This is a genomic window from Winogradskyella sp. (assembly GCF_028282165.1).
Classification (GTDB): Bacteria; Bacteroidota; Bacteroidia; order Flavobacteriales; family Flavobacteriaceae; genus Winogradskyella.
In genome coordinates, this window is record NZ_JANQIM010000025.1 from 86952 (window position 1) to 111117 (window position 24166).

The 24166-nt window shown below is 35.4% G+C and carries 26 protein-coding genes and 1 tRNA gene; 20 read left to right on the forward strand and 7 right to left on the reverse strand.

Annotated features, from left to right (window positions below; translation table 11 throughout):
• Window positions 1-89: 89 nt before the first annotated feature.
• The 12 genes from Q0972_RS10345 (at window position 90) to Q0972_RS10400 (ending at window position 6930) form a co-directional block, all read left to right on the forward strand.
• Window positions 90-521 (forward strand): hypothetical protein, encoded by a 432-nt coding sequence (locus Q0972_RS10345; RefSeq protein ID WP_299365521.1) that lies wholly within the window; start codon window positions 90-92, stop codon window positions 519-521.
• Window positions 518-790: a TIGR03643 family protein gene (locus Q0972_RS10350; protein ID WP_299365523.1), complete on the forward strand. Its 273-nt coding sequence runs from the start codon at window positions 518-520 to the stop codon at window positions 788-790. The genes Q0972_RS10345 and Q0972_RS10350 overlap by 4 nt, the downstream gene beginning before the upstream one ends.
• A 55-nt stretch (window positions 791-845) precedes the next feature.
• On the forward strand, window positions 846-1538 hold the full coding sequence (folE, locus tag Q0972_RS10355) for a GTP cyclohydrolase I FolE (protein ID WP_299365525.1): 693 nt from the start codon (window positions 846-848) through the stop codon (window positions 1536-1538).
• 3 nt (window positions 1539-1541) lie between these two features.
• A complete protein-coding gene (locus Q0972_RS10360; RefSeq protein WP_299365527.1) occupies window positions 1542-1769 on the forward strand; it encodes a hypothetical protein in 228 nt (75 codons plus the stop codon).
• Between the two features lie 9 nt (window positions 1770-1778).
• Window positions 1779-2462 carry an SDR family NAD(P)-dependent oxidoreductase gene (locus Q0972_RS10365; RefSeq protein WP_299365528.1) on the forward strand — a complete coding sequence of 228 codons (684 nt, stop codon included), beginning with the start codon at window positions 1779-1781 and terminating at the stop codon, window positions 2460-2462.
• Between the two features lie 4 nt (window positions 2463-2466).
• Complete coding sequence (locus Q0972_RS10370) at window positions 2467-3006, forward strand: glutathione peroxidase (protein WP_299365529.1); 540 nt, start codon at window positions 2467-2469, stop codon at window positions 3004-3006.
• Window positions 3007-3010: 4 nt separating this feature from the next.
• Entirely contained in the window at window positions 3011-3178 is a 168-nt protein-coding gene (locus Q0972_RS10375; RefSeq protein ID WP_299365531.1) for a Lacal_2735 family protein, read from the forward strand.
• 4 nt (window positions 3179-3182) lie between these two features.
• The gene (locus Q0972_RS10380) at window positions 3183-3647 is read left to right on the forward strand and encodes a TspO/MBR family protein (protein ID WP_299365533.1); all 465 of its coding nucleotides are present in this window, start codon (window positions 3183-3185) and stop codon (window positions 3645-3647) included.
• Window positions 3648-3670: 23 nt separating this feature from the next.
• Window positions 3671-4132, forward strand: coding sequence for an SRPBCC family protein (locus Q0972_RS10385; RefSeq protein WP_299365535.1), 462 nt, complete (start codon window positions 3671-3673; stop codon window positions 4130-4132).
• Between the two features lie 158 nt (window positions 4133-4290).
• A complete protein-coding gene (locus Q0972_RS10390; protein ID WP_299365537.1) occupies window positions 4291-5595 on the forward strand; it encodes a deoxyribodipyrimidine photo-lyase in 1305 nt (434 codons plus the stop codon).
• 237 nt (window positions 5596-5832) lie between these two features.
• A complete protein-coding gene (locus tag Q0972_RS10395) occupies window positions 5833-6459 on the forward strand; it encodes a DUF2306 domain-containing protein (protein WP_299365539.1) in 627 nt (208 codons plus the stop codon).
• Window positions 6460-6567: 108 nt separating this feature from the next.
• Window positions 6568-6930, forward strand: a complete 363-nt coding sequence (locus Q0972_RS10400) for a nuclear transport factor 2 family protein (protein ID WP_299365547.1) — start codon at window positions 6568-6570, stop codon at window positions 6928-6930.
• A 77-nt stretch (window positions 6931-7007) separates the two neighbouring features.
• Here the strand turns inward: Q0972_RS10400 and murA are convergent, their stop codons facing one another.
• From murA to Q0972_RS10415, 3 genes are all read right to left on the reverse strand, one after another.
• On the reverse strand, window positions 7008-8324 hold the full coding sequence (gene murA, locus Q0972_RS10405; RefSeq protein WP_299365549.1) for a UDP-N-acetylglucosamine 1-carboxyvinyltransferase: 1317 nt from the start codon (window positions 8322-8324) through the stop codon (window positions 7008-7010).
• A gap of 6 nt (window positions 8325-8330) precedes the next feature.
• Complete coding sequence (locus Q0972_RS10410) at window positions 8331-8975, reverse strand: DUF4290 domain-containing protein (RefSeq protein ID WP_299365551.1); 645 nt, start codon at window positions 8973-8975, stop codon at window positions 8331-8333.
• 87 nt (window positions 8976-9062) lie between these two features.
• Window positions 9063-9356: a DUF493 family protein gene (locus Q0972_RS10415; RefSeq protein WP_299365553.1), complete on the reverse strand. Its 294-nt coding sequence runs from the start codon at window positions 9354-9356 to the stop codon at window positions 9063-9065.
• A gap of 90 nt (window positions 9357-9446) precedes the next feature.
• Between Q0972_RS10415 and Q0972_RS10420 the strand changes: the two genes are divergently transcribed.
• From Q0972_RS10420 to Q0972_RS10440, 5 genes are all read left to right on the forward strand, one after another.
• Complete coding sequence (locus tag Q0972_RS10420) at window positions 9447-9989, forward strand: ATP-binding protein (RefSeq protein WP_299365556.1); 543 nt, start codon at window positions 9447-9449, stop codon at window positions 9987-9989.
• Complete coding sequence (locus tag Q0972_RS10425) at window positions 9989-11881, forward strand: ATP-dependent DNA helicase RecQ (RefSeq protein WP_299365558.1); 1893 nt, start codon at window positions 9989-9991, stop codon at window positions 11879-11881. The genes Q0972_RS10420 and Q0972_RS10425 overlap by 1 nt, the downstream gene beginning before the upstream one ends.
• The gene (gene fmt / locus Q0972_RS10430) at window positions 11878-12837 is read left to right on the forward strand and encodes a methionyl-tRNA formyltransferase (protein ID WP_299365559.1); all 960 of its coding nucleotides are present in this window, start codon (window positions 11878-11880) and stop codon (window positions 12835-12837) included. Before Q0972_RS10425 ends, fmt begins: the two co-directional genes overlap by 4 nt.
• A gap of 196 nt (window positions 12838-13033) precedes the next feature.
• Complete coding sequence (locus Q0972_RS10435; RefSeq protein ID WP_076620986.1) at window positions 13034-13306, forward strand: HU family DNA-binding protein; 273 nt, start codon at window positions 13034-13036, stop codon at window positions 13304-13306.
• A gap of 128 nt (window positions 13307-13434) precedes the next feature.
• Window positions 13435-13989, forward strand: a complete 555-nt coding sequence (locus Q0972_RS10440; RefSeq protein WP_299365562.1) for a YqgE/AlgH family protein — start codon at window positions 13435-13437, stop codon at window positions 13987-13989.
• On the opposite strand, the gene Q0972_RS10445 is transcribed toward Q0972_RS10440, so the two are convergent.
• Together Q0972_RS10445 and Q0972_RS10450 are read right to left on the reverse strand one after the other, a co-directional pair.
• The gene (locus tag Q0972_RS10445) at window positions 13986-14840 is read right to left on the reverse strand and encodes an aminotransferase class IV (protein WP_299365564.1); all 855 of its coding nucleotides are present in this window, start codon (window positions 14838-14840) and stop codon (window positions 13986-13988) included. The genes Q0972_RS10440 and Q0972_RS10445 overlap by 4 nt on opposite strands.
• A 67-nt stretch (window positions 14841-14907) precedes the next feature.
• Window positions 14908-15300 (reverse strand): START-like domain-containing protein, encoded by a 393-nt coding sequence (locus Q0972_RS10450; protein WP_299365566.1) that lies wholly within the window; start codon window positions 15298-15300, stop codon window positions 14908-14910.
• 186 nt (window positions 15301-15486) lie between these two features.
• Here Q0972_RS10450 and Q0972_RS10455 point away from each other — a divergent pair.
• From Q0972_RS10455 to Q0972_RS10465, 3 genes are all read left to right on the forward strand, one after another.
• Window positions 15487-15560, forward strand: a tRNA-Met gene (locus Q0972_RS10455).
• 305 nt (window positions 15561-15865) lie between these two features.
• Window positions 15866-16876, forward strand: coding sequence for an AraC family transcriptional regulator (locus tag Q0972_RS10460; protein ID WP_299365568.1), 1011 nt, complete (start codon window positions 15866-15868; stop codon window positions 16874-16876).
• Between the two features lie 93 nt (window positions 16877-16969).
• Window positions 16970-18421 (forward strand): hypothetical protein, encoded by a 1452-nt coding sequence (locus tag Q0972_RS10465; protein ID WP_299365570.1) that lies wholly within the window; start codon window positions 16970-16972, stop codon window positions 18419-18421.
• Window positions 18422-18683: 262 nt separating this feature from the next.
• On the opposite strand, the gene Q0972_RS10470 is transcribed toward Q0972_RS10465, so the two are convergent.
• Together Q0972_RS10470 and Q0972_RS10475 are read right to left on the reverse strand one after the other, a co-directional pair.
• The gene (locus Q0972_RS10470; protein WP_299365572.1) at window positions 18684-19187 is read right to left on the reverse strand and encodes a hypothetical protein; all 504 of its coding nucleotides are present in this window, start codon (window positions 19185-19187) and stop codon (window positions 18684-18686) included.
• A gap of 6 nt (window positions 19188-19193) precedes the next feature.
• Window positions 19194-24155, reverse strand: coding sequence for a DUF6443 domain-containing protein (locus tag Q0972_RS10475; RefSeq protein ID WP_299365575.1), 4962 nt, complete (start codon window positions 24153-24155; stop codon window positions 19194-19196).
• Window positions 24156-24166 lie beyond the last annotated feature (11 nt).

A 24166-nucleotide genomic window follows, 5' to 3' on the forward strand; every position in this document is an offset into this window, starting at 1 on the left:
AACGTAATTTTCTTACATTCTTAATTCTGTGTTAAACTTTGTTTAACTTTAAATGAAAAAGGTTAAACATTTTGTATCTTTACATTGTAATGATATTAAATACAACACATCACAATCCTGAGCACAAACAGATTATAGCTGACCTTATTGGCAGTCCTTTTAGTTTGGTACAAAAATTGAAAATGAATGGTGTGGGCTCAAAACGTATGATTGTTGACGAAGTAAGCCCTAACATGCAAAGCATGATAAACAAAGTGTCTGATATCAATTATGCGAATATAGAATTAAGACCAAAAGGCATTTTGGTAATGATCAATCAAGGTTTGAAAAACTTTACATGGGTTATTCCTTATTATCAATTAGTCATATATAAGGTAAATGGTTCTAGTATTCATGCACAAGGAAGATTCATTCATTTTAGAAACAGTAAAACGTTTAGGGAAAATAAAAAGTTTTTTGATAAGCTGATGGATGAAAAAGTAAAGTACGACATGCAATATGCTATGCCCCAGGACATATGATATTGGAAATAAAAGATATTGATAGGATTGTGGAAATGGCATGGGAAGATCGTACACCTTTTGAGGCTATCACATTCCAGTTCGGACTTAAAGAGCAGCAGGTCATCGAGCTTATGAGGAAGGAAATGAAACCAAGTAGTTTCAGAATGTGGAGAAAACGTGTGCAAGGCAGAGCCACAAAACATAAAAAGAAAAGAACATTTGACAAAGGCAGATTTAAATGCTCGCGTCAAAGAACTATAACGAACAACTCTATTTCAAAACGCTAACACGTGCTTTGATTTAAGTTTGGAGTACTTAAAGACAGCACATTAAAAAGATTCTATGAACACAGAAACAATTTCCAAAAAAAATGGCCAGCATTTAAATGGTTTTAGTATCGAAGATATTGGAGATGACCATTTATTCACTTCATTAGACACACCTATGAAAGCCAATGCTTTTGATATGCCTAATGAAGAAAAGAAAGAACGTATATCTATATTATTTTCTGAAATAATGGATGTTCTTGGCTTAGATCTCACTGATGATTCATTAAAAGGCACACCAGACCGTGTAGCCAAAATGTATATTGAGGAAATATTTTCAGGACTAGATCCTGCAAACAAACCGAAAGTGGCCTTATTCGATAACAAGTATCAATACAACCAGATGCTAGTTGAAAAGAATATTACCTTCTATTCTAACTGTGAGCATCATTTTGTTCCCATAATCGGAAAGGCACATATTGCTTACAAATCTTCCGGGAAAGTTATAGGCTTATCAAAATTGAATCGTATTGTTCAGTATTATGCTAAACGCCCACAAGTACAGGAACGTTTAACAAATCAAATAGCAAACGAACTAAAGACGGTACTTGGAACAGAAGATATAGCGGTAATTATCGATGCCAAGCATTTATGCGTATCCTCAAGAGGCGTCAAAGATGATACTTCGGCTACAGTAACGACTTATTATGGAGGTGAATTTAATACACCCGAAAAAATCTCAGAATTACAAAACTATTTAAATGATTAAGCTATGGATATATTAGAAAGAGCAGTTGAATTTGAAAACAGAAAGTTTTCATTCAAGACCACAAGCGACAGAATTTTAGCAGCTAGAGAGGCTAAAGAAATAATTCTAGGTGTTAACGAAATCTATAAGCAGAAAAAGGATTCTAAACTAATGGACTTAATGAAGCGTCTTACGGTTATAAAACAAAAAATCGAAAAACGCTTAAAAGGCAGACCATTAACGGCTGCATAAATAATAATAATGAAGACTTTAATTGTGGTTGGTGGAAGCAAAGGCATTGGGAATGCAATCGTCTCGTCTTTGCTTTCTTCACATAAAATCGTGAATATCAGCAGAACAGCTCCTGAGCAATCTCACGAAAATCTAACGCATTATAATTGTGATATTCTCGAGGATGAACTACCCGACATTGATATAGTAGATGGTTTGGTATATTGTCCCGGCAGCATCAATTTAAAACCAATCAACAGGCTCAGCGCCGAAGATTTTAAATCTGATTTTAATATCAATGTTATTGGCGCAGTTAAAACCATTCAAAAGTATTTGCCAGCCTTGAGAAAAGGTAACAAACCTTCTATGGTATTGTTTAGTACGGTAGCGGCAAAACTAGGTATGCCTTTTCATGCCAGTGTTGCGGCAGCAAAATCGGCAGTCGAGGGCTTAACAAAATCCTTAGGAGCTGAGCTTGCACCAACGATAAGAGTCAATGCTATTGCCCCAACAGTAACAGATACCGATTTAGCGTCAAAATTACTGCGTAACGAACGCATGATCGAAAATATGAATGAGCGTCATCCGCTAAAAAAATACCTACAACCACAAGAAGTTGCAGATATGGCAGCTTTTTTACTTTCTGAAAAAGCAGCGTCTTTATCAGGACAAATATTTGAAATGGACTGTGGTATTGTAAGCTTCAAAATTTAACCCCATGAACCCACTCAAAGCTTTTATTGGTACACTTTCAGCTACTGATACTGATGTTACCCAAAAATCGTCAAAATCAATCTATGATATAAAAATTAATAGCCTTCAAGGATACCCTATTGATTTATCGCAATTTAGAGGTAAAAAACTTTTGTTTGTAAATGTAGCTTCAAAATGTGGCTTCACGCCCCAATACAGAGAGCTTCAAAAATTATATGACGCATATAAGGATAGATTAACCATTATTGGTGTACCATGCAATCAATTTGGCAGGCAAGAACCTGGTACTTCTGATGAGATTCAAGAGTTTTGCCGAGCCAATTATGGTGTTTCATTCTTAATGACCGAAAAGATTGATGTCAAAGGGGCTAATCAACATCCATTGTATAAATGGCTAACTAAAAAAGCTATCAATGGTAAGCAAAATTCTACCGTGAAATGGAATTTTCAAAAGTATCTCATAGATGAAAATGGAGAATTTATAGATTTCTTCTATTCCATTACGAAACCAACCAACCAAAGAATTACTAAATATTTAAACTAAAACTATGTTTGGGCTATTTAAAAAAACATCGGAACTAGAAAAGCTTCAAAAACAATATGAAAAGCTGATGGCAGATTGGCATAAGCTTTCGACCACAAATAGAGCCGAAAGCGATAAAAAGTATTCTGAAGCACAAAAAGTATTAGATAAAATCGAGGCTTTAAAACATTAGCACCTTGAGCAAAACGGTCTATTTTATACTGTTTTTAATCATCAACTTTGGAGGACTTGCGCTTGGAAGCTGGTTGATGAACAATGGCCCGGAAACCCAATGGTACCAAGATTTAAGTAAAGCCCCATGGACACCACCTGGTTGGGTGTTTGGTGCCGCATGGACAACTATAATGGTATGCTTTTCATGGTATTTAGCCGAGTTATTCCACAATAGAAGTTCAAAGTTTTTGTGGCTGGTCTATGGTTTTCAGGTGGTTTTAAATGTAGGATGGAATTGGGTATTCTTCAATCAGCATCAAATCACTTTTGGGTTATTAGTGATTAGTCTTTTACTTTTAGTGATTTTGTATTTCTTTATTACCTTTAGAAACGACCGTATAAAGTATGCCAAATACCTGTTAATGCCTTACTTAATTTGGCTTTGTATTGCTACATCCCTAAATGGATATATTGTACTTAACAATTAGTTTAAATTCGACTATCCTAAAAAATGAAAATATATACACTACACAAAAAACAAAACCTACCAATATCGGTAGACGAAGCTTGGGACTTTTTATCAAGTCCTAAAAATCTTAAAACGATTACTCCAGACTACATGGGTTTTAATATACTCTCTGGTGCTGATAGACCAATGTTTCCTGGGCAAATTATTCAGTATATCGTAACACCTGTATTAGGTATTAAAACGAAGTGGGTCACCGAAATTACACATGTAAAGGACAAAGCGTATTTTGTTGATGAACAACGTTTTGGACCATATGCTTTGTGGCATCACAAACATTTTATTAAAGAAATTGAAGGTGGCATAGAAATGGAAGACATTATTGATTACAAAGTTCCATTGGGTATTTTAGGGCAAATGGTGCATCCCATATTAGTGAAACCAAAACTTGAAGAAATCTTCAGTTACCGAACTAAGAAACTAGAGGAATTATTTGGCAAATATTGATCAACTAAATTGTAACTTAGAGTGATTTTGGAGTTATCGAAATCAAAATACATACTGATTGAAGATACTTAAAAATCAGTATCGAAAAATCTTACTCCCTTCTCGATACATCATGACGTTAATCGCCAGAACACTCAAACTAACTAACAACCCTATAAATGGATAAAAAAATCAACATATTTTGGTTTAGAAGAGATTTACGATTAGAGGATAACGTTGGTCTTTTTAATGCCTTGAACGGAGAACATGCTGTATTACCCATATTCATCTTCGACTCAGATATCTTAGATAAACTACCTAAAGATGATGCTCGAGTTTCGTTTATACACGAAACCCTTCAAAATATTAGGCAAAAATTGCAGGACGACTATGACAGTAGTTTAGCCATTTATCACGGTAAACCTTTGGATATATACGAGCAATTAGCTGAGGATTTTGATATTGATGTTGTTTATACCAATCATGATTACGAACCTTATGCTACCGAAAGGGATACAGAAACACGAACGTTTTTAGAATCAAAAAACATTGGCTTTAAAACATTTAAAGATCAGGTTATTTTTGAAAAGGATGAGATTGTAAAAAAAGATGGTAATCCATATGTGGTATACACACCTTACATGCGAACTTGGAAGGAGACGTTTAAATCCATAGAATTTAAGTTCCATCCATCAGAACATCATCTTGAAAATCTAATAAAAACAAAAGATTTACCGTTTCTGAGCTTGTCTGATATTGGCTTTGAAAAATCATCCCAAAAGGTACTACCTTATAAAGTTAACCCTGAGCTTATACAAGACTATGAGGCTACTCGCAATTATCCTGCAAAAGATGCCACATCCCGTTTGGGTCCACATTTAAGATTTGGAACCGTGAGCACTAGAAAGATGGTAGAAAAAGCCATTGCAGAAAAAAACGAAATCTTTTGGCAAGAACTCATCTGGCGAGAATTCTTTATGCAGATCTTATGGCACTTTCCACATACTAAAGATCAGGCTTTTAAGTCTAAATACGATCGTATTCAATGGCGGAATGACGAAGCGGAATTTAAATTATGGTGCGAAGGAAAAACAGGTTATCCTTTGGTTGATGCCGGAATGCGACAGCTAAATGAAACTGGATTTATGCATAACCGTGTTAGAATGCTAGTAGGCAGTTTTTTATGCAAACACCTTTTAATCGATTGGCGTTGGGGAGAAGCTTACTTTGCGGAAAAATTGCACGACTACGAAATGGCTAGTAATATTGGTAACTGGCAATGGGTAGCAGGTTCTGGTGTTGATGCTGCTCCATATTTTAGGATTTTTAATCCTACATCGCAAATTCAGAAGTTTGATAAGAATCTCGAGTATATTAAAAAATGGGTGCCCGACTTTCAGGAATTAACCTATCCACAACCCATAGTAGACCATAAAGTTGCTAGAGAACGCTGCTTACACACTTACAAATCCGCATTAAATTAACAATGTTTTTAATTTATATTTATTTTTTTAACTTTTCATACAATAAATTAAATATACCTGCGTTACAGCATTAAGACGAATTATGTCTTAACCGGAATAACCATTTCAATAAACAATTCAAAAAGCTCTGAAACTAATCAGGGCTTTTTCAATTTTAACACCTTTAAACTGTAACACTTTATGATGGATTTAATCTAATATTTAATCGTATGTATTAAATAACCAATCAATCAAAAAATGTCAAAGAAAATTTCGTGGATCATCTTAGGAATCCTTTCCTCGCTAATAGGCCTATATCCCATAATCTATTTTATCATTGACAGACATTTTGGGCTTCTATCTACAAAAACAAAAGTTTTATTAACAAGTACCTTATGGAATATCGGTTTTTATGGCCATATCATATTTGGTGGTATTGCACTATTAATCGGTTGGATGCAGTTCAATCCAAAATTGCGAAATAGCAATTTAAAATTGCATAGAACTATTGGCAAAACCTATATGTTTTCGGTAGGCATTAGCGGCACATGTAGTCTTTATATTGCCTATTATGCCACTGGAGGCATTATAAGCAGTATTGGGTTTGCATCACTAGGACTAATTTGGCTAAGTACTACGTTTTTTGCACTCAAAGCCATAAAGCGAGGAAATATTAAACTGCACCAGAAATTACTAATATACAGTTATGCAGCTTGTTTTGGTGCGGTTACATTACGAATTTGGCTTCCTATCCTAACGAGTTTAATGGGAAGCTTTAACAAGGCCTATCCCTTTGTGGCATGGATATCGTGGGTTCCTAATGTCATAGTTGCCTACTTTATTACTAGAAAACTAGATAAACAATCGTATAATAATGCCTTCTAAACACCTGTATTAATAGTTCTCTATTTGGTTAATGAATCCTAACATTATTTTAAGATACATAGGACAGAAATTAGCTAAATTGATGTCACTAATTTTAAATCAAATAATATGAATACCTTAGAAGTAGCCCAAAAATGGCATAATATGTGCAATCAAGGTCAAAATTTAGATTGTATTAATGAGCTATATGCAGATAACGTAACTAGTAAAGAAATGCCTGGAATGCCAGGAGAAGTTGTTTCTGGACGTGAAAATGTCTTGATTAAGAACAAAGAATGGTATGGCAATGTTGAAGAATGGCATGGAGGTGACATTAGTGAGCCAATTGTGGCAGGCAATCATTTTACAAGCAAGCTTACTTTTGACGTTACTTTTAAAGATAGAGGAAGACAGCAAATGGAAGAAGTTGGTGTTTGGGAAGTAAAAGATGGAAAAATAGTAAATGAGCAATTCTTTTATTCTATGGAATAACAAGATAGAAGATGACTAAATAAAAAGCTTCAAGGATTAAATCTTGAAGCTTTCTTTATTTATTGTGTAAATTTGGATTAGTTACCAGGTAAGCGCTCAATCTTTGCTCCAATAGCCCTTAAACGTTCATCTATATTTTCGTAGCCTCTGTCTATCTGTTCGATATTATGTATTGTGGAGGTGCCCTTGGCTGATAATGCCGCAATCAATAACGAAATACCTGCTCTAATATCTGGAGACGTCATAGTAGTAGCCTTTAATTGTGATTTAAAGTCATGACCGATAACCGTTGCCCTATGTGGGTCGCACAGAATGATTTTTGCACCCATATCTATGAGTTTATCAACAAAGAACAAGCGGCTTTCAAACATTTTTTGATGCACAAGCACTTCGCCCCTAGCTTGCGTAGCTATTACTAAAACGATACTTAGCAAATCTGGAGTAAATCCTGGCCAAGGTGCATCAGCTACAGTTAAAATAGAACCGTCTATATAATTTTGTATCTGATACCCTTTTGTATGTGCAGGTATATGGATATCATCGCCTTGCTGCTCAACTGTAATGCCTAATTTTCTAAAAACATTGGGTATTTGACCTAAATCATTCCAACTGACATCTTCAATTGTTAATTCACTTTTGGTCATAGCGGCCAAACCAATCCAGCTACCAATTTCAATCATATCTGGCAACATTTTGTGGTCTGTTCCACCAAGGCTTTCAACTCCTTCTATAATCAACATATTAGAACCTATGCCAGAAATTTTGGCTCCCATTCTATTTAGCATTTTGCACAATTGTTGCAAGTAGGGTTCACATGCGGCGTTATAAATCGTAGTAGTGCCTTCTGCCAGTACTGCAGCCATAACAATATTTGCCGTTCCAGTAACGGAAGCCTCATCCAAAAGCATATAAGTCCCTTTTAACTTCTCAGCCTCTACGCCATAAAAATAATCTTCCCTATTGTAGCGGAATTTAGCACCTAAATTAATAAACCCTTCAAAGTGGGTGTCTAGTCGTCTTCGTCCTATCTTATCGCCACCTGGTTTAGGAATATAACCTTTGCCAAAACGTGCCAATAATGGCCCAACGATCATGATGGAACCCCTTAATCCTCTCCCTTCTACTTTAAACTGATCGGATTCTAAATATTTGAGATTTATGTTTTCGGCTTTAAATGTGTAGCTATTCGGTGATAATTTTTCAATGTCTACACCAAGATTACCAAGAAGCTTTATAAGTTTATTGACATCGACAATATCTGGTATGTTACTAATGGTTACTTTTTCTGGAGTAAGCAAGACAGCACATAAAATCTGCAAAGCTTCATTTTTTGCACCTTGTGGTTTTATAGAACCTTTTAACTGGTGACCACCTTCAATTTTAAATGTACTCATTCGTTGTTAGTAACGTTTTCTGTTGCTTGAATATTTTTTTTTGGATTTTTTAGAACCGCCTTTATTGCCATATTTAGACTTGGTTCTCATTAAACTCGATGAATCGGTTAAATCCTCTTCACTATCCTTCAAATTAATCTTACCGTCCGAAAGTTCAAAAAGGTGATCGAATATTACTATATCCTCAACGGTATCTTTATTCCAGTTGAGATAACATTTTTTCATATGGTTAGCAATGGTATAAACCAAAGCTTCTTTCATTTCACCATCTTCCCAAGTACAAGCCACATCGATCATGGTTTTTATATTGTTTCCGTAAAAACGGTACTTAGGATGGTTCTGAGGATATTTTAAAGGTTCTGGACCCGCTGTTAATTCTTCCTTAGAAGGTTTAGGAAATGGAGAATCGGCATCTAATTCAAAATCAGACATGATAAAAAGCTGATCCCATAACTTGTGCTGAAAATCGGACACGTCCCTTAAATGGGGCTGAAGATTTCCCATTACCGAAATAATAGCTTTTGCTAACCTGTTTCTTTCTTCTTTAGTCTCGCGAGATTTGGCATAATTGATCATTTTCTGTAAATGACGTCCATATTCTGGTATTATTAAATGCTCGCGTTCTGTGTTGTATTCTAAATTGTCTGTCAAAATGTAAAGTGTGTGGTAAATAAATTGAAAAACCGAAGTCTAGGTTTTGTTGCAAAGTACAAAAAATTAAGCAGCAAAAAACAAATTTTAAAGAGAAATTACGCCTTCAACATTTTCTGCAACTTCTTTGTACTTAGCAATGACAGCTTCTGGGTTTTTCATTCTAACATTTATGGATACACTGGTATATTTTCCGTTTTTTGATGCATTGGTATTAATAACTGCTCCCAAATCATTGAATAAATTTTCAATATCCTTAATCCCAGTACCCTCAGACACTACTATAAATTTATACAAATACTCAGCAGGCCATAACGCCGTATCGTATAACTGGGTCTTTAATTTTTCGTAAAACGCTTCACTTTTCTTAGAACTATCCATGTTAAAATTTTTCAGTTGCAAAGATACACTTAACTTTACATTTTTATCTGTATTTTTAGTTACTTATTTCTTAGCAAAAACATTGCCAATTTGAATCCAAAAAAAGTTGTTATAGCTGGTGGCCCAGGAACAGGAAAAACGTCTATCATCAACCATTTAAAAGAACGTGGTTTTATTTGCTATGATGAAATATCGAGACAAGTGACTTTACAAGCAAGAAAAGATGGCATTGAACAATTATTCCTTACAGAACCTTTACTTTTTAGTGAAAAATTATTGGACGGGCGAATACAACAGTTTAATAACGCTTCCCAAGAACACGAATCTGTTGTCTTTTTAGACAGAGGCATCCCAGACGTTTTAGCTTACATGGATTATATTGGTGACCGCTATCCCAAGTATTTTATTGACGCTTCTAAAACCAACATATACGACCATGTGTTTATACTAGCACCATGGCAAGAAATTTTCACTAGTGATAGCGAACGCTACGAGAACTTTGAACAAGCCATAGAGATTCATAATTGTTTGCTAAGTACTTACAAGCGTTTTGGATACCAACTTATTGATGTTCCTTTTGCTTCTGTAGAACAGCGATCAGACTTTATCTTAGAAGAACTAAACCTCTTGTAATGCATCCCATTGAAATTTTAGAACGCTATTGGAACCATACTTCTTTTAGGCCCTTACAGGAAGACATTATTACCTCTGTATTAAATGGTGAGGACACCTTTGCTCTGTTACCAACAGGAGGTGGAAAATCGGTCTGTTTTCAAATTCCCGCTATAATCAAGGAAGGTATCTGTATTGTAGTCTCACCGCTGATTGCTCTAATGAAAGACCAAGTGAATACCTTAAAACAAAAAGGGATAAAAGCAATTGCCCTGACCTCTGGCATGTCTTATGCCGATTTAGATACGCAATTGGATAATTGTATATACGGTAATTACAAGTTTTTGTACCTCTCACCCGAGCGTTTACAGCAGCCCATAGTACAAGAACGTATACAGCAGATGAAAGTAAACCTTATTGCTGTTGATGAGGCGCATTGTATTAGCCAATGGGGAAATGATTTTAGGCCAGCTTATAAAAACATTTCAATACTGAGAAACATACACCCTCACGTTAATTGTATTGCCCTAACGGCTACAGCAAAACACAGTATTGTAGAAGATATTATTAAAAACCTCGATTTTGTTGCCCCAAAAACTTTTAAAGCTTCATTTGTAAGACCCAATATTGCTTACCAAGTTGTTCATACGGATGACAAATTATTTCAATTAGAACATATTTTAAAAATACATCCTGGTGCGTCAATCATATATGTTAGAAATCGAAGAGCAACAAAGGATATTCACAACTATTTAGAAGCCAAAGGGTTTTCATCTGCTTTTTATCACGGTGGCATAACCAACAGGGAAAAGCAAGACCGCCTACTGCAATGGCGTAATGGTCAAAAGCAGATCATGGTTGCTACAACCGCTTTTGGAATGGGCATTGATAAGGCCAATGTAAAAACAGTTATTCACTATAATTTACCAGAAAGTCTAGAAAGCTATTATCAAGAGGCAGGTCGGGCAGGTCGTAATGGTGAATTGGCACAGGCTATCATCTTAAAGCAACATATAGATGAGGACCATTTACATAGCCAGTTCTTAAGTGCTTTACCTTCAATAAAGTATATAAAGAAAATCTACAAAAAGCTTAACAACTATTTTCAAATTGCTTATGGCGAAGGCGAAAACAGCACACATCAATTTGATTTCAAAAATTTCTGCTCAGCTTACCAGTTAAAAAAAAATATCACCTATAATGCTTTAGTATTATTAGATAGAAACTCTGTAATTGCATTAGCTCAGCACTTTAATTTTAGGACTAAAATTCAGTTTCTAACAACCAACGATGGGCTGTTTCAATATTTAGAAAACCATTTAAACCTAAACATCTTAGTAAAGGTGTTATTGAGAACCTATGGTGGTATTTTTGATTATGAAACCAAAGTGAATTTAAACCTAGTAATACAGAAAGCCAATCTTTCGGAAAAACAAGCCATTTCCCAGTTACAGCAATTGGAAAAAGACGGTATCATTAGTTTACAAATGGCTAATACCGATTCTGAAATAACGTTTTTAAAACCTCGTGAAGATGATGCTACCATTAACCCTATTTCTAAAGTTATTAAACAACAGCATCAATTAAAGCATCAGCAAGTTGAAGCCGTTCTCGATTACATAAAAAATGATACTGTTTGCAAAAGTCAACAACTACTTCGTTATTTTGGTGAAAAGGGTAGTAAACCATGTAGATTATGCTCGGTTTGCCTTTTGAAAAATTCTAATACCAAAGCCATAAACCTGAATCTTTCCGATAGTATTCTACACGCATTACAAACTGAAGATTTATCTTCGCGTCAGTTATTACAGATGATCAACTGTTCTGAGAAGGAATTGTTTCAAAGTCTGTCTGAGCTTATTGAGATCAAAAAAATTAAAATCACACACGCTAACACCTACACTCTTTTATGATGAAAAAACGCAGCTTACGTATTGTTTTTATGGGCACGCCCGATTTTGCCGTTGCCAGTTTAAAAGCTTTGATCGATAATCATTATAATGTGGTTGGGGTGATTACCGCGCCAGATCGCAAAGCCGGTCGTGGCCAGAAATTAAGAGCTTCTGCTGTAAAAGAATTTGCCTTAAAGCATCAGTTAAACATTTTACAACCCAAAAATTTGAAGGCAGAGTCGTTTCTTGAAGAATTAAAGGCTTTGAACGCCAATCTGCAAATTATCGTGGCTTTTAGGATGTTGCCTAAAGCGGTTTGGCAAATGCCAGAATATAGTACTTTTAACCTTCATGCATCATTGTTGCCTCATTACAGAGGTGCAGCACCTATTCATTGGGCCATTATTAATGGTGAAACCAAAACTGGTGTTACTACCTTTTTTATAGATGAAAAAATTGATACTGGTGCCATTATACTAAGTGAAGAAACCGATATTGAAAATGACACCACGGTCGGGGAACTTCATGATCAGCTAATGGAGTTGGGCAGTGACCTAGTTATAAAAACAGTTCAATTGATTGAAGCTGGTGAAGTTTCGACTACTATTCAACCACAATCAGAGAATCTAAAAACGGCTTACAAACTCAATCGCGATAATTGCAAAATTGATTGGACAGAAGCATTGGACACCATATATAATAAGATTAGAGGATTAAACCCTTTCCCTGCGGCCTGGTGCTATTTAGATAATGGCGAAGAAGAACTACTCACAATTAAAGTCTATGGTATTGAAAAACAGATTAGTGAACACAAATACGAAACTGGGTACATTATTACAACGAAGGACACTCTAAGTGTGGCATGCAAAGGAGGTTATATTAGAATCAACGAAATTCAACTCCCTGGAAAGCGAAAAATGGACGCAAAATCGCTTTTAAACGGTTTTCAGTTTTCAAAAAGTGCCAAACTGCTGTAAACCCTTATCGGTATTGGGATAATAAAAAAATCCGACAAAATACATTCCTTTATTAACAAATGCTATGACTTATTAACAAAAACGCTCATTTCCCTTGCTATTACTTGCATAGCTTAATATTACTAATAAATTTGTGTACGGATTTTTAACAAATAGTATTAAAAACCGAATTTTTAACAATTTAAATTTAACATTTATGAACAAAACAGATTTAATCAATGGTATGGCAGAGAATGCTGGAATTACTAAAGCAGCTGCAAAAAAGGCATTAGATTCTATGCTAATTGACATTGAAGGCGCTTTACAAAAAGGAAACAGAGTTTCTTTAGTAGGTTTTGGTTCTTGGTCAGTTTCTAGAAGAGCTGCAAGAGATGGAAGAAACCCACAAACTGGTAAGACTATTAAGATTAAAGCTAAAAATGTAGTAAAATTTAAGGCAGGTTCTGACTTAAGCAATGCTGTAAACTAAGACATTTTTTCTTAACAATACAGAGCCTGCTCATTTAGCAGGCTTTTTTTGGTCTTAACTTTTAAGGAACTAAAGTTGTTTAAGTGATAAAAATATCCTAGATTTAATTGCAAAATTATGCATATCAAATGATTAAACCCGAAAAAGGCAATTTACTTATTGCAGAACCATCAATCATTGGAGACATCTCCTTTAACCGTGCAGTGATTCTATTAGCCGACCATAACGCACTTGGCTCGGTTGGGTTTATTCTAAACAAACCTTTAGATTATAACCTTAAAGACCTCATTGAGGGCACTGAGTCTGAATTTACGGTATACAATGGTGGCCCTGTTGAACAAGACAACCTATATTTTATCCACAAATCTCCAGACTTAATCCCAAATAGTATAGAAATTTCTAATGGAATTTTTTGGGGAGGCGATTTTAATGTGGTACTCGATCTAATAAATAGCAAAAAAATCTCCAAAGATGATATTCGGTTCTTTTTAGGCTATTCTGGTTGGGCAGAACAACAACTCGACAACGAATTAGAATCTAATGCTTGGTTGGTTTCAGAGAATATTTACAACAATAGTATTATAGCTAAACCCTTCCATACATTTTGGCGCGAAAAAATGCTAGAACTCGGTGGCGATTATAGTATTTGGTCAAATGCACCAGAAAATCCAAGCTATAACTAAACGCTCAACCTCAGCTTGGTATTCAATTTAACAACAACGTTCTTGGCAAAATCGCTGTCGTAAGTTTTTTTACGGTATTTTGTAATTGGAATAATGCCCTTTATGACATTAGTTATAAACAATTCTTCAGCTTTTTGAAGTTCAAAAGGACTAATGGATGCCTCTTCAACAAATAAATTGACATCTTTAGATAAGACTTCCAAAATTTGTTTGCGCATAATTCCTCGTAAACAACCATCTTCTAAAGGAGGTGTTTTAATTTTATCCCCTTTTACCAAAAACAAATTACCATTAAGGGCTTCAATTACAGATTTATTGGTATTTAAGACCAAGCAATTCTCATAGTCATTTTCATTGGCATAAATACTGCCAAGGACTTGAATGGCTTTATTGTTAGATTTTAGACCGGATAGAATACCTGGCGCTACAAGGAAATCCTTATAAAGTTCTACTTCATATTTGGCATCAGTATCTATAGTATAAAATGGATTACTGAGGGGCTCGACAATAATGTTGAATCTCACTTTAGTGTCATCATTTGGTAGATATTTGCCTCCTTCGCCTCTATCGACATTCAATCGTACTCTTGCAGACGCATTGGCTAGATGGTTTGCTTCAACAGTCTTTAGTATTTCTGCCTCAAGAAATTCCATGGTAAAGTGCATTGGAATTTCCATTCGCATAATTCGCATCGAAGCCATAAGTCTAAAGTAATGATCTTCCCAAAAGAAGATACTTCCGTTTACGACTTTGAGCGTTTCAAAAAGGGCATCACCATATTTATAACCTCTATTTTCTGAAGTTATTTTAGAACTAACGTCTTCGGTGAGATTTCCATTAAAATTTACCATAAAAAAAGTCTCGATTTAGTTTTAAATTAAACCGAGACAAAGATATAATAGTTGAGTTAGTTAGTCGTTAACGAGAGCCTAAAACTTGTTTAAGGCTAGATATCTGGTTATCCCAAAGCATTTTCCCTTCTTCAATTTCATCTTCTTCGGCAAAATCGGTAATCATTAATGATACGTCTTTTGTAATTTCATCGACTTGAATTCGTATTTCAAAATAGTAGCTTGCGCCGTCTTCATCGTCGCTTAGCCATCGGAACTTAACGCGTTCGCCACTTTTCTTAGTCAATAGTTTTGCCTGTTCTTCTGAGCCATCCCATATAAAAGTAAACAACTCACCTCTAGAGTTCACATTGTCTGCAAACCACTCCGATAAGCCTGAAGGTGTTGATATGTATTGGTAAATTAGTGATGGGGACGCTTGAATGACAAACTCCATTTCATATTTTTCTTTATCGTCCATATAAGCATAGTATTATGTGCTCAATATATACAATTATGATACAATTCAAAACTTTAGGCTAAAATTATTTTTTTAGAATGTTCTGTTTGTTGTCGTAGAATTTGTTTTTATATTTGCAGCCGCAATAATGAGCGAGGTAGCTCATCCTGATAGTTATCGGGAGGTTAGAGCTTACATTATTTAATTGGCGAGGTAGCTCAGTTGGTTAGAGCGTCGGATTCATAACCCGGAGGTCTCGAGTTCAAATCTCGATCTCGCTACAGCAGTAAAAGTCTAATACGAATAGTATTGGACTTTTTTTTATGCGTTGCCGTAAAGCTTGCTTTATAGGCATAAGTATATAAAACAACAATGCGAAGCATTGGCTTTTACTATTGTCATGGCCAACAAAAAGATTCTATAAATCTCGATCTCGCTACAGCAGTAAAAGTCTAATACGTATAGTATTGGACTTTTTTTTATGCGTTGGCGTAGAGTTACTTTCTAATGTATTTAGGCTATATTAATAAAATATTAATGAAACTTTCATATATTTTGCCGAGTCTATTAGACCTGAATCAATATAATGGATATAAATTTCTTCATAAGGGATATTTCATTAATATTCAATACTTTAGGTGTTGGAAATTGCATCCTTTTATCTATCCTATTTTTCTTTAACAAAAGTGGCTCTTCTTTTCAAAAGAATACATATACTTCAATATTTATAATCATTGGAATTATTATCCTCAACTCTATTTTTAACTTTATGGGTTATATCTCTATAACACGATATTTTGAGTTATTAAGTAATTTGATGACGATATTTTTGCCTATCTTAATTCATTTTAGTCTTACTAAAAGAAACTATTCAGAAGTGAACAATCTATATTTTATAGTTCCTGTAATATTTTGTGTGCTGTGGATCGTCCGTTTCACAAAAATTCCTTCGCTCCAATGGCTTTGGGATATCAATGAGATTATTCTTGTAGTACTAATTAATATGTATTTTCTGTTTTATATCCTTTTGGATAGAAGACTGCTTTTAAAGCGACAGTTGAACAATTTCCACATCAGCAACATCTTATTCTCTGGCATCTATATTATTTGGTTTTTGAATCTGATATTGCTTGCCTTTAAGGTTTTTTATGATGGCTTGCACCCCTTAATTCAACTGAATGTCTCCTTATTATTCTCTATGCTTTCTTTTAGAATTATTTGGCATCGCATTGAAAAAAATGGCTTTTTCTTGGTCGAAAAAATGACCATGGGTAAAATGGAAATATTAAAGATTATAGACGAAATCAAATTAGAAAAGTATTACCAAGATCCAAACTTGACGATACGGACCCTAGCTTCAAAGATTGACATTCCTTATTATGAATTAAGTAAAGGTTTAAATGAATACACCAAAAAAAACTTTAACACCTTAATTAATGAGTTGAGAGTGGAAGACGTCATTGATAAGATAAAAAATCAGAATAATAAACTGAGTATTTGGGGTCTGGCACAAAATGCTGGATTTAATTCCAGAACAACTTTTTATAAAGCGTTCAAAAAGAAAACAGGGAAAAACCCCTCAGAAATGAAGGCTTAGAAAAGTGTTCCCATTTGCAAAACAGCACATATTCACTCTTTAGCACCTTAAAAAAGACGATACATTTACCATAATTAATCAAAAAATGAAATTATGAAGTATCCAACGCTTTTTACGACGCTATTACTATTTACGATTTTTTCAAGTAGTTTATATTCCCAAAATACTTACAAAGTTCAAATAAACGGGCTAAAATCTATTCATATAACTGCTGATCTTAAAGTAAACACAAATCAGATATACATGCCTGTTGTGTCGTCTAGATCCGATCCAAATGGACCTGTATCTAGTGTCAAAAATTTAAAAATTACTGCCAATGGTAATGCCTTACAATTTTCTGGATTAAACACGGGCAAGAATTACTATCAATGGGAGTTTGATAACAGCCCTAATAATGAAAACATAAAAATAGAATATGATATTATACTTAATCATGCCAATCAAAAATGGCCTTTTGGTTTAGAAGAGGTTTCTTACACAACCGAAGAAGGCGTTATGATTATTGGTAGATATCTGTTTATAGTTCCTGATTTTGGGTATGAGAAAACCTATACCATAGCATTTGATATACCAAATAATTGGACGGTAAGCGTACCTTGGAAAGTAGAAAACAACACTATAAGTAATTTAAGTAGTGAAGACATTAGAAACAATGTATTCTTTATGGGTTCGCACATTGAGGAAATCATTAAAATGGATGATATCAACATAAAGCTAGTGGTTGATAAGCCCATACGAGAGCACTCTAAAACCATTATGGATCATTTAAGACCAAATATTCTTGCAATGAGGGATATGTTTAAAGATACCCCAAAGGGTACTTATTTAATGGTTTTTAAAGAGGGTGAAATGCAAGGCGGTGCATTTAACGACAGTCATAGTATGATTCTCGAAAAACCAATCAATAAAGAGTCATCTGTTTTATGGGGTCATGGTATGGTGCATGAAACATTTCACTTTTGGAATGGAAAAAGTTTAATTCCTGCTGATCCAAAACTCGAATGGTTTAAGGAAGGCATTACAGAATATCTTGCCATGTATCTTGGTAGAACAACCAATACACTATCATTAAAAGGGTATGAAAAAAAGATGGAAAACGCTTATAGACGGTATTTCTTATCGACGATGCTTGGAGAACCAATGTCATTGGTAGATGCCGGATTAAACAAAGATAAAAACCGCTTTAAAATATATGGGCTTGGAACTGTGTTTGCTTTTATTCTCGATGGTGAAATAAGATATGCCAACAAAAATAAATATGGCCTTGGTGAGGTTTTGCGTTTAATGTACAACAGAATAGCCAAGAACGATAAGACTTTTACTATTGACGATGTTAAAGCAACAGTAAATGAAGTCGCTGGCAAAGATTTTTCCTATCTATTTGATATCTATGTTTATAGTCAAAATCCCAAAGATTTTAATACATCCTTAAATAAATTTGGACTTCATTTATCGGTAATGTATGATGAAGCTTATCTCATTGGCTCTAATTGCGATGAGTTAGGTAGGGAGATTAAAGCAAGTTTGTTAAGCACGTCCAATTAAGTATAACAGGTATTACTATTTTGTATGATTATGATGAAACTTATAATATCATTATTATTAGAAAATATCTTAATTTTCCTCCCGCCCAAAAACTTTATATTGAGTATATCATGGTAGCTAACATCAAAAAAAGGATAGACTTTAGGTCTATCCTTTGTAAATGTTTGTATTTATTGCTCGGATAACGTATCAGCGCTATCGGGTTATAATGCCAAAAAAGCTTACGCATAAAAAAACCACTCCGAAGAGTGGCTTTAAATATTTAATCACAGCATTCTTTTTTGCGCTTTTTCTTGGTAACTCTTAACATTTGACCATTTGATGAATCATATTCAAATGTATATTTTTTACCTTCTAAAGGCTCGTAGATTTTACGATATTTCTTCCTTTCTGTGTTGTAAATTTTTAGCACAAAGAAATAGTTTTTTAACCAGCCTTGTTTAAAATCTATTTCATAATCATAATAATATGTCTCATCGTCACATACTTTAGAGTATTTGAGCGACATATCTATACTATTCACATTATCACTTAACAAACTTTGATAGTCTGACTCTTTTATCGACAAATTACCTGCGTGATAGTCTGTGTAAAATGTATTTATAATATTTCCTTGGCTATCCTTTACGGATATTTTTGGCGTTGTTGGTGTCGTCCAAATTTCATCATCAACCATAATGATAAAATCAAAGTTTTTGGCTTCCTGTGCTTTCATAAAATTCAAAGAAATTAAAAAGACAAAATATGTTAACAATCTTCGTTTCATAGTGATTTAGTTTTGTATTATTCTTTGTACAACTTTTTTCTTGAGGCTTACTGTTTGCTGACCACTTCGGTTGTAAATTACTACTCCATTGGAACGTTTTGGCACACTTACTTTACCATCTGGGCCTCTTGTAACACTTCCTTCTTTTACCGTTCCTATTGGTCCAACTATAACGTTTGTGTCATAGTTCTTAAATACTGTTAAATCTGCTCCTGATGGTACACTTGCTGAATGAGGAAAAACTTGGTCTCCCACTTCCTGTACTTTTGTCGGATGAGAATGTATTGTAGCTTCTACATCTGATGCGCTCTTACCTTCAGGCACACTTGGTAAATAAGTCGTAGCTGTTGAAACACCATCCTTTATAACTGGTTCGGTTCCTGTTGGTGCTTTTACTACAGTACCATCATTCATAACTATTGATGCCTCTTCTTTTAAACCGCCATTATCTATTTGACGGTCGAGTACATTTACAGATTCTGTTAATACTGCATCGCTTGGTAATTGTTGAGCTGAACTTACATCAGATACTTGTGTAGTACCACCTGCTTTATCAGTCTTTTTAATGGACTTAACTTCTTTCTTATCAGTTACAACATATTTTTTACCGTCGTCTATACCATCTGTCCCAATCTTTTTTCCATTCTTATCAAAGAAGTCTCCAAAACCTTCAGCGAACATTCCGTCTGGGTCAATGAAATATATTGGATTGTTCCAAGCAAAATTATACGGACTAAACCTGCGCATCTGTTCTGCCAATGGGTCTATCTGCCACCATCTTCCAATCGCTGGGTCGTAATTCCTTGCACCATAATCGTACATATCAAGACCAAGTTCATCGTTAAGTTCCTTGCCGTTATACTTGAACTTCGAAGCCGCACTGTTAACATTCGCACTCACCACATCGTTGTAACCTCGGTGAAGAAGCCCAAAAGGATAATAGTTGTGTTCTTCAACAATCTCAATAGCCATATCTGGGTTAGCCCTACGTATTACCAGTTCATCGTACCAAACCCTACCATCACCATTGTTATCTATCCTAAGGTTGATTCTACTCATGTTAGAGGGGACAGTTACCCGTTTTTCAAGATATACCCATCTACCTTTTGAAGTCACCCAGCCCGAAAATTCCCAGGCCGTAGCATACCCAGTTTCTTCTGGAGTGCTCATTAGCAACAGCATTTCAGCACTATTATTGCCTATATTTTCCAAATACACCCATGCAGACATAATATAGTCCGTATCAACAGTATTGCTTATGGGTATCCAATCGTCACTGTGCGTAGCGCGCTCATTTGAATTGCCATAAGGGTCAAGACGCCCAGAATAATTGCCTCTAAACTTAAAACTGCTGTCAAAAGCACTTAACGGCCAGCCCCAACCGCTCATTGAGCTTGAGTTATCCCAGCCTGTTGCAGACTCAAAACCGTCACTCCATATGACTGTACTGCCTCCTGTTATTTGCCCATCGGCATTATTGTCCTTATAGCTTAGACGAATATTACCCAAATGGTCCCTATACTGGTAGATGTAATCATATCCAAAAGTACCATTAGGTTCTACATAGCCCTCTGGATGGTTAAAGAACTTGAGTTCTAGTGGCATACTATGTCCTTGTTCATAGATATAGTTACCCGCGTAATAAGTAAACTTGGAACTTGACGTACTACTTAACCACACCTCCTTAGATTGTTTAACACCGGTAGCATCATAAATATATGTAATTGCTCCCTCACCTTGAGTTCCGTTAATAGAAATACTGGTTGGTAGGTTAAGATGGTTGTAAACAATAGTGGTGATACCCTTATTGAAATCCGATATCATGTTACCATGGGTGTCATAGATATAATCATTACCGATGGTGTTACCATCCACAAAGCCTCCGAGTCCATTGGCGGTAGCGTTATTATTACTATCACTTACACTCAAGAGTTTGTTTCCCTCATCATAAGTATAGGTTAGGTTATCCATACTTGTGCTACTGTTACTATTGGTTGGACTTTGGGCATATCTGACCATACGTTCTATATTTCCGTTTCTGTCATAATTATCTATATAACTAGTAAATTTACTATTATAATTGTGACTTTGAGCATAGTAAGCACTAGTAAAGCGATTCAAAGCGTCATAACGATAACTGTAGTGTCTCAATTCACTGTCAATGTTATCCGTTTTCCAATAAGCATGGCTTATGTTACCATTATAGAGTGGTTGGTTATACATCGATGATGTTGATGGACCATTGGGTTGATTATAGTTGAGACCAAAGCTAAACAGGTCATTCTCACTGTGCATGGTTACGGGGTCGTTGATACCTTTTAGCCAGCCACGGATGTTATAAGAGTAATCGATATTCTGTAGGCGTTGTTGATTCTCTCTACCACCAACACCCTTACTTACCACTTGCCCAAGCTCGTCATAAGTGTTTTGAACAATGACTTCGTCCTGCAGGGCGTTATTGATGTTTTGCTTATGTAATACAAGCCGGTTGACATGATCATACTCAAACTTATCGACTATTGTAATAGAATTGAGTCCTGACTTTTGGTGTATAGTTGTACTCTCAACTACTTTACCTAAAAAGTCCAATTTATGTTTCACTTTGTCTACAGCACCTAAGTAGGTGTTGTTGCTGTAGGTGTAAATTGGTCGAGCTTTGTCGTCATAATAATTCACAATAGTAATCCAGTCGTTAGTCTCTAATACCTTGCTCTTAGTCCCTGTAGTTAAACCTTGGACGTTGGTCGTCGGCGTAATGCCATAGGTGTCCTCGGAAGAACCGCCAGCAAGATCAAATGTATAATCATCGTAATAACTAACGGTATGGACTTCAATAATATTGGTATCTGGAAAAGCATCGCTAGTGTAATACAATGTAGTACCATCACTTAGAGTGGTAGGAGATGATACCCTTGTTTCATGCAGTGTGGAGCTATTGTCTACCAACTGCTGCATGGCACTCCTTGTGTCATCTGCATAATCACATATTCCTGTGTAGACGACACGTCCAAAAATATCGTATTTAGTAAATAGCCATTGTTCTTCATTGAGGGGGTTTCTGGTCAATACCGGACGGTTCAATTTGTCATAAACAATGTATTCCCAAGCCTTTCCCGGTATCTTCTTTTCAATAAGGCGATTTCGCTGATCATATTTGTACTGATAAGCCAAAGCGTTTAAATCTGTCAAAGTAAGATCGGGGCTACTGATATTAAACGCTCCCAAATTAGCTTCGAGTTGTAGATAAAAGCTATTATTAATGGTTAATGTACCTGTTGGAAAATCCGAGTTGAGATGAAGTTGATTATTCTGAATCGTTGCAGATACATTTAATTGCTGACTAATACCATTAGTATCTGTATAGCTTAAACTACCTGTGAGAGTTATGTTAGGCAAATCAACCCCAAGAGGTAGATCCATCGCATAGCCTTGCTTAAATGTGACTTCTATATTGGGATTGGACCATGAGAATCCATTATAATAAAGCAATACTTGTTTTGTAATACTGTTAAAATATATATTCCCCCATGCGTACTCAAGAACGTACCCTGATAGTAAAAGGTCTATTGAGGTAACAGGAATTTGTTGTGAAGGCGCATCGGTCTGCCAAAAGTCGAGATAGGTGGCCATTTTTGGAGGCAATACATAAGTAAGGTTTCCAAAATCGTCATACACATAATAGGTATCGTGCTGCTTACCCCGATTAAAAGTACGTTTCAAAATAACCTGCTCTAGCTTATTTTTATATTCCTCTGTGGTATGATCCTTAGGATATTGCTGTCCAGATTGCCAATTTTCGTCCTTAATCACCGACTTATATAGTTTATTTGAGGAATATACAACCCCATTATCAATCAATTGAGGGGCTTCTGTATTGCCTCCAATAAAACCTACATCAAATCTTCTAACGGCATCTTCGGTTATATTGGCCTGATAACCAAATTTTATAGTATGATTGTTGTCCAGAGACCAATCAGATCCAGGCGCAGCTTGCTCCAATACCCGATTTAAGCGTGAATCCTCAAGGATTTTTTCACTGTAGGGATTAGGCGTATTTTCGTATTTTTCAACATCGTAAAAACTGTATAACTCGGTTAAAGGATTGTTATAGATTTGACCATTAGATGTATTTGTAACCGCATAGGGTAAATAGGTTTGAACAATCCTTCCGAAATCATCATATACTATTGGGGAAATAATATCCTCTGCCTGTCCTCCAGCGTTCATGGCTATTTCTTGTTTGGGTCTTCCTAAGCCATCAAAATATTGAACAGACTTAATAGAAGGAACAGCTTCGTTGATCACAAAATCTACAGGAGCTTGGGGTTCAATAGTTAAGACATAGTTTTCATTGCTCATTTGAGGTAATGGCGATACTGAATTACAAAAATCCTGCAAGGTAATTATAGCTGAGCTGCCAATGGTTTCGTCAGTATCTTGAGTACTACCAGAAGAAGAACTATTGATAAGGTAATATTCTATATTACCCGATGTTTCCACCTTATAAATTTCACCGGTTATTAGAAACTCTGAGGTCCATATCTTGGCCTTTATGCCGGAATTAGCTATAGGAGGGTAATCACAATAGGCAGAAGCACCAGCTTCGGTATTACCGAGATACTTCAAATAGTGCAACTTATATGTCGGTTCTGATTCACAAAAGTCTTGTAAGGTTATGGTTGAAGAACCACTAATTCGCTCATCAAAATCCCTATTACTAGCAGAACTGACAACATAGTAATACGAAATGGTTCCTGAACTTGTTTCTACTTTATATATCTCTCCTATTACTATTGAGAGCGTCGTTGTTATTCTATATTTCAACCCACCGCTTAGTTGTTGACCGCAAAACTGACTGGCACTTTGCTCTGTGCTGCCTAAGTACTCAAGATAACGATATACGTAGTTTTGCGAAAAAACTAAGAACGAAAATGTCAAAAAAAACATGGATGTTATTAATCTTTTCATTTTTAAGTATT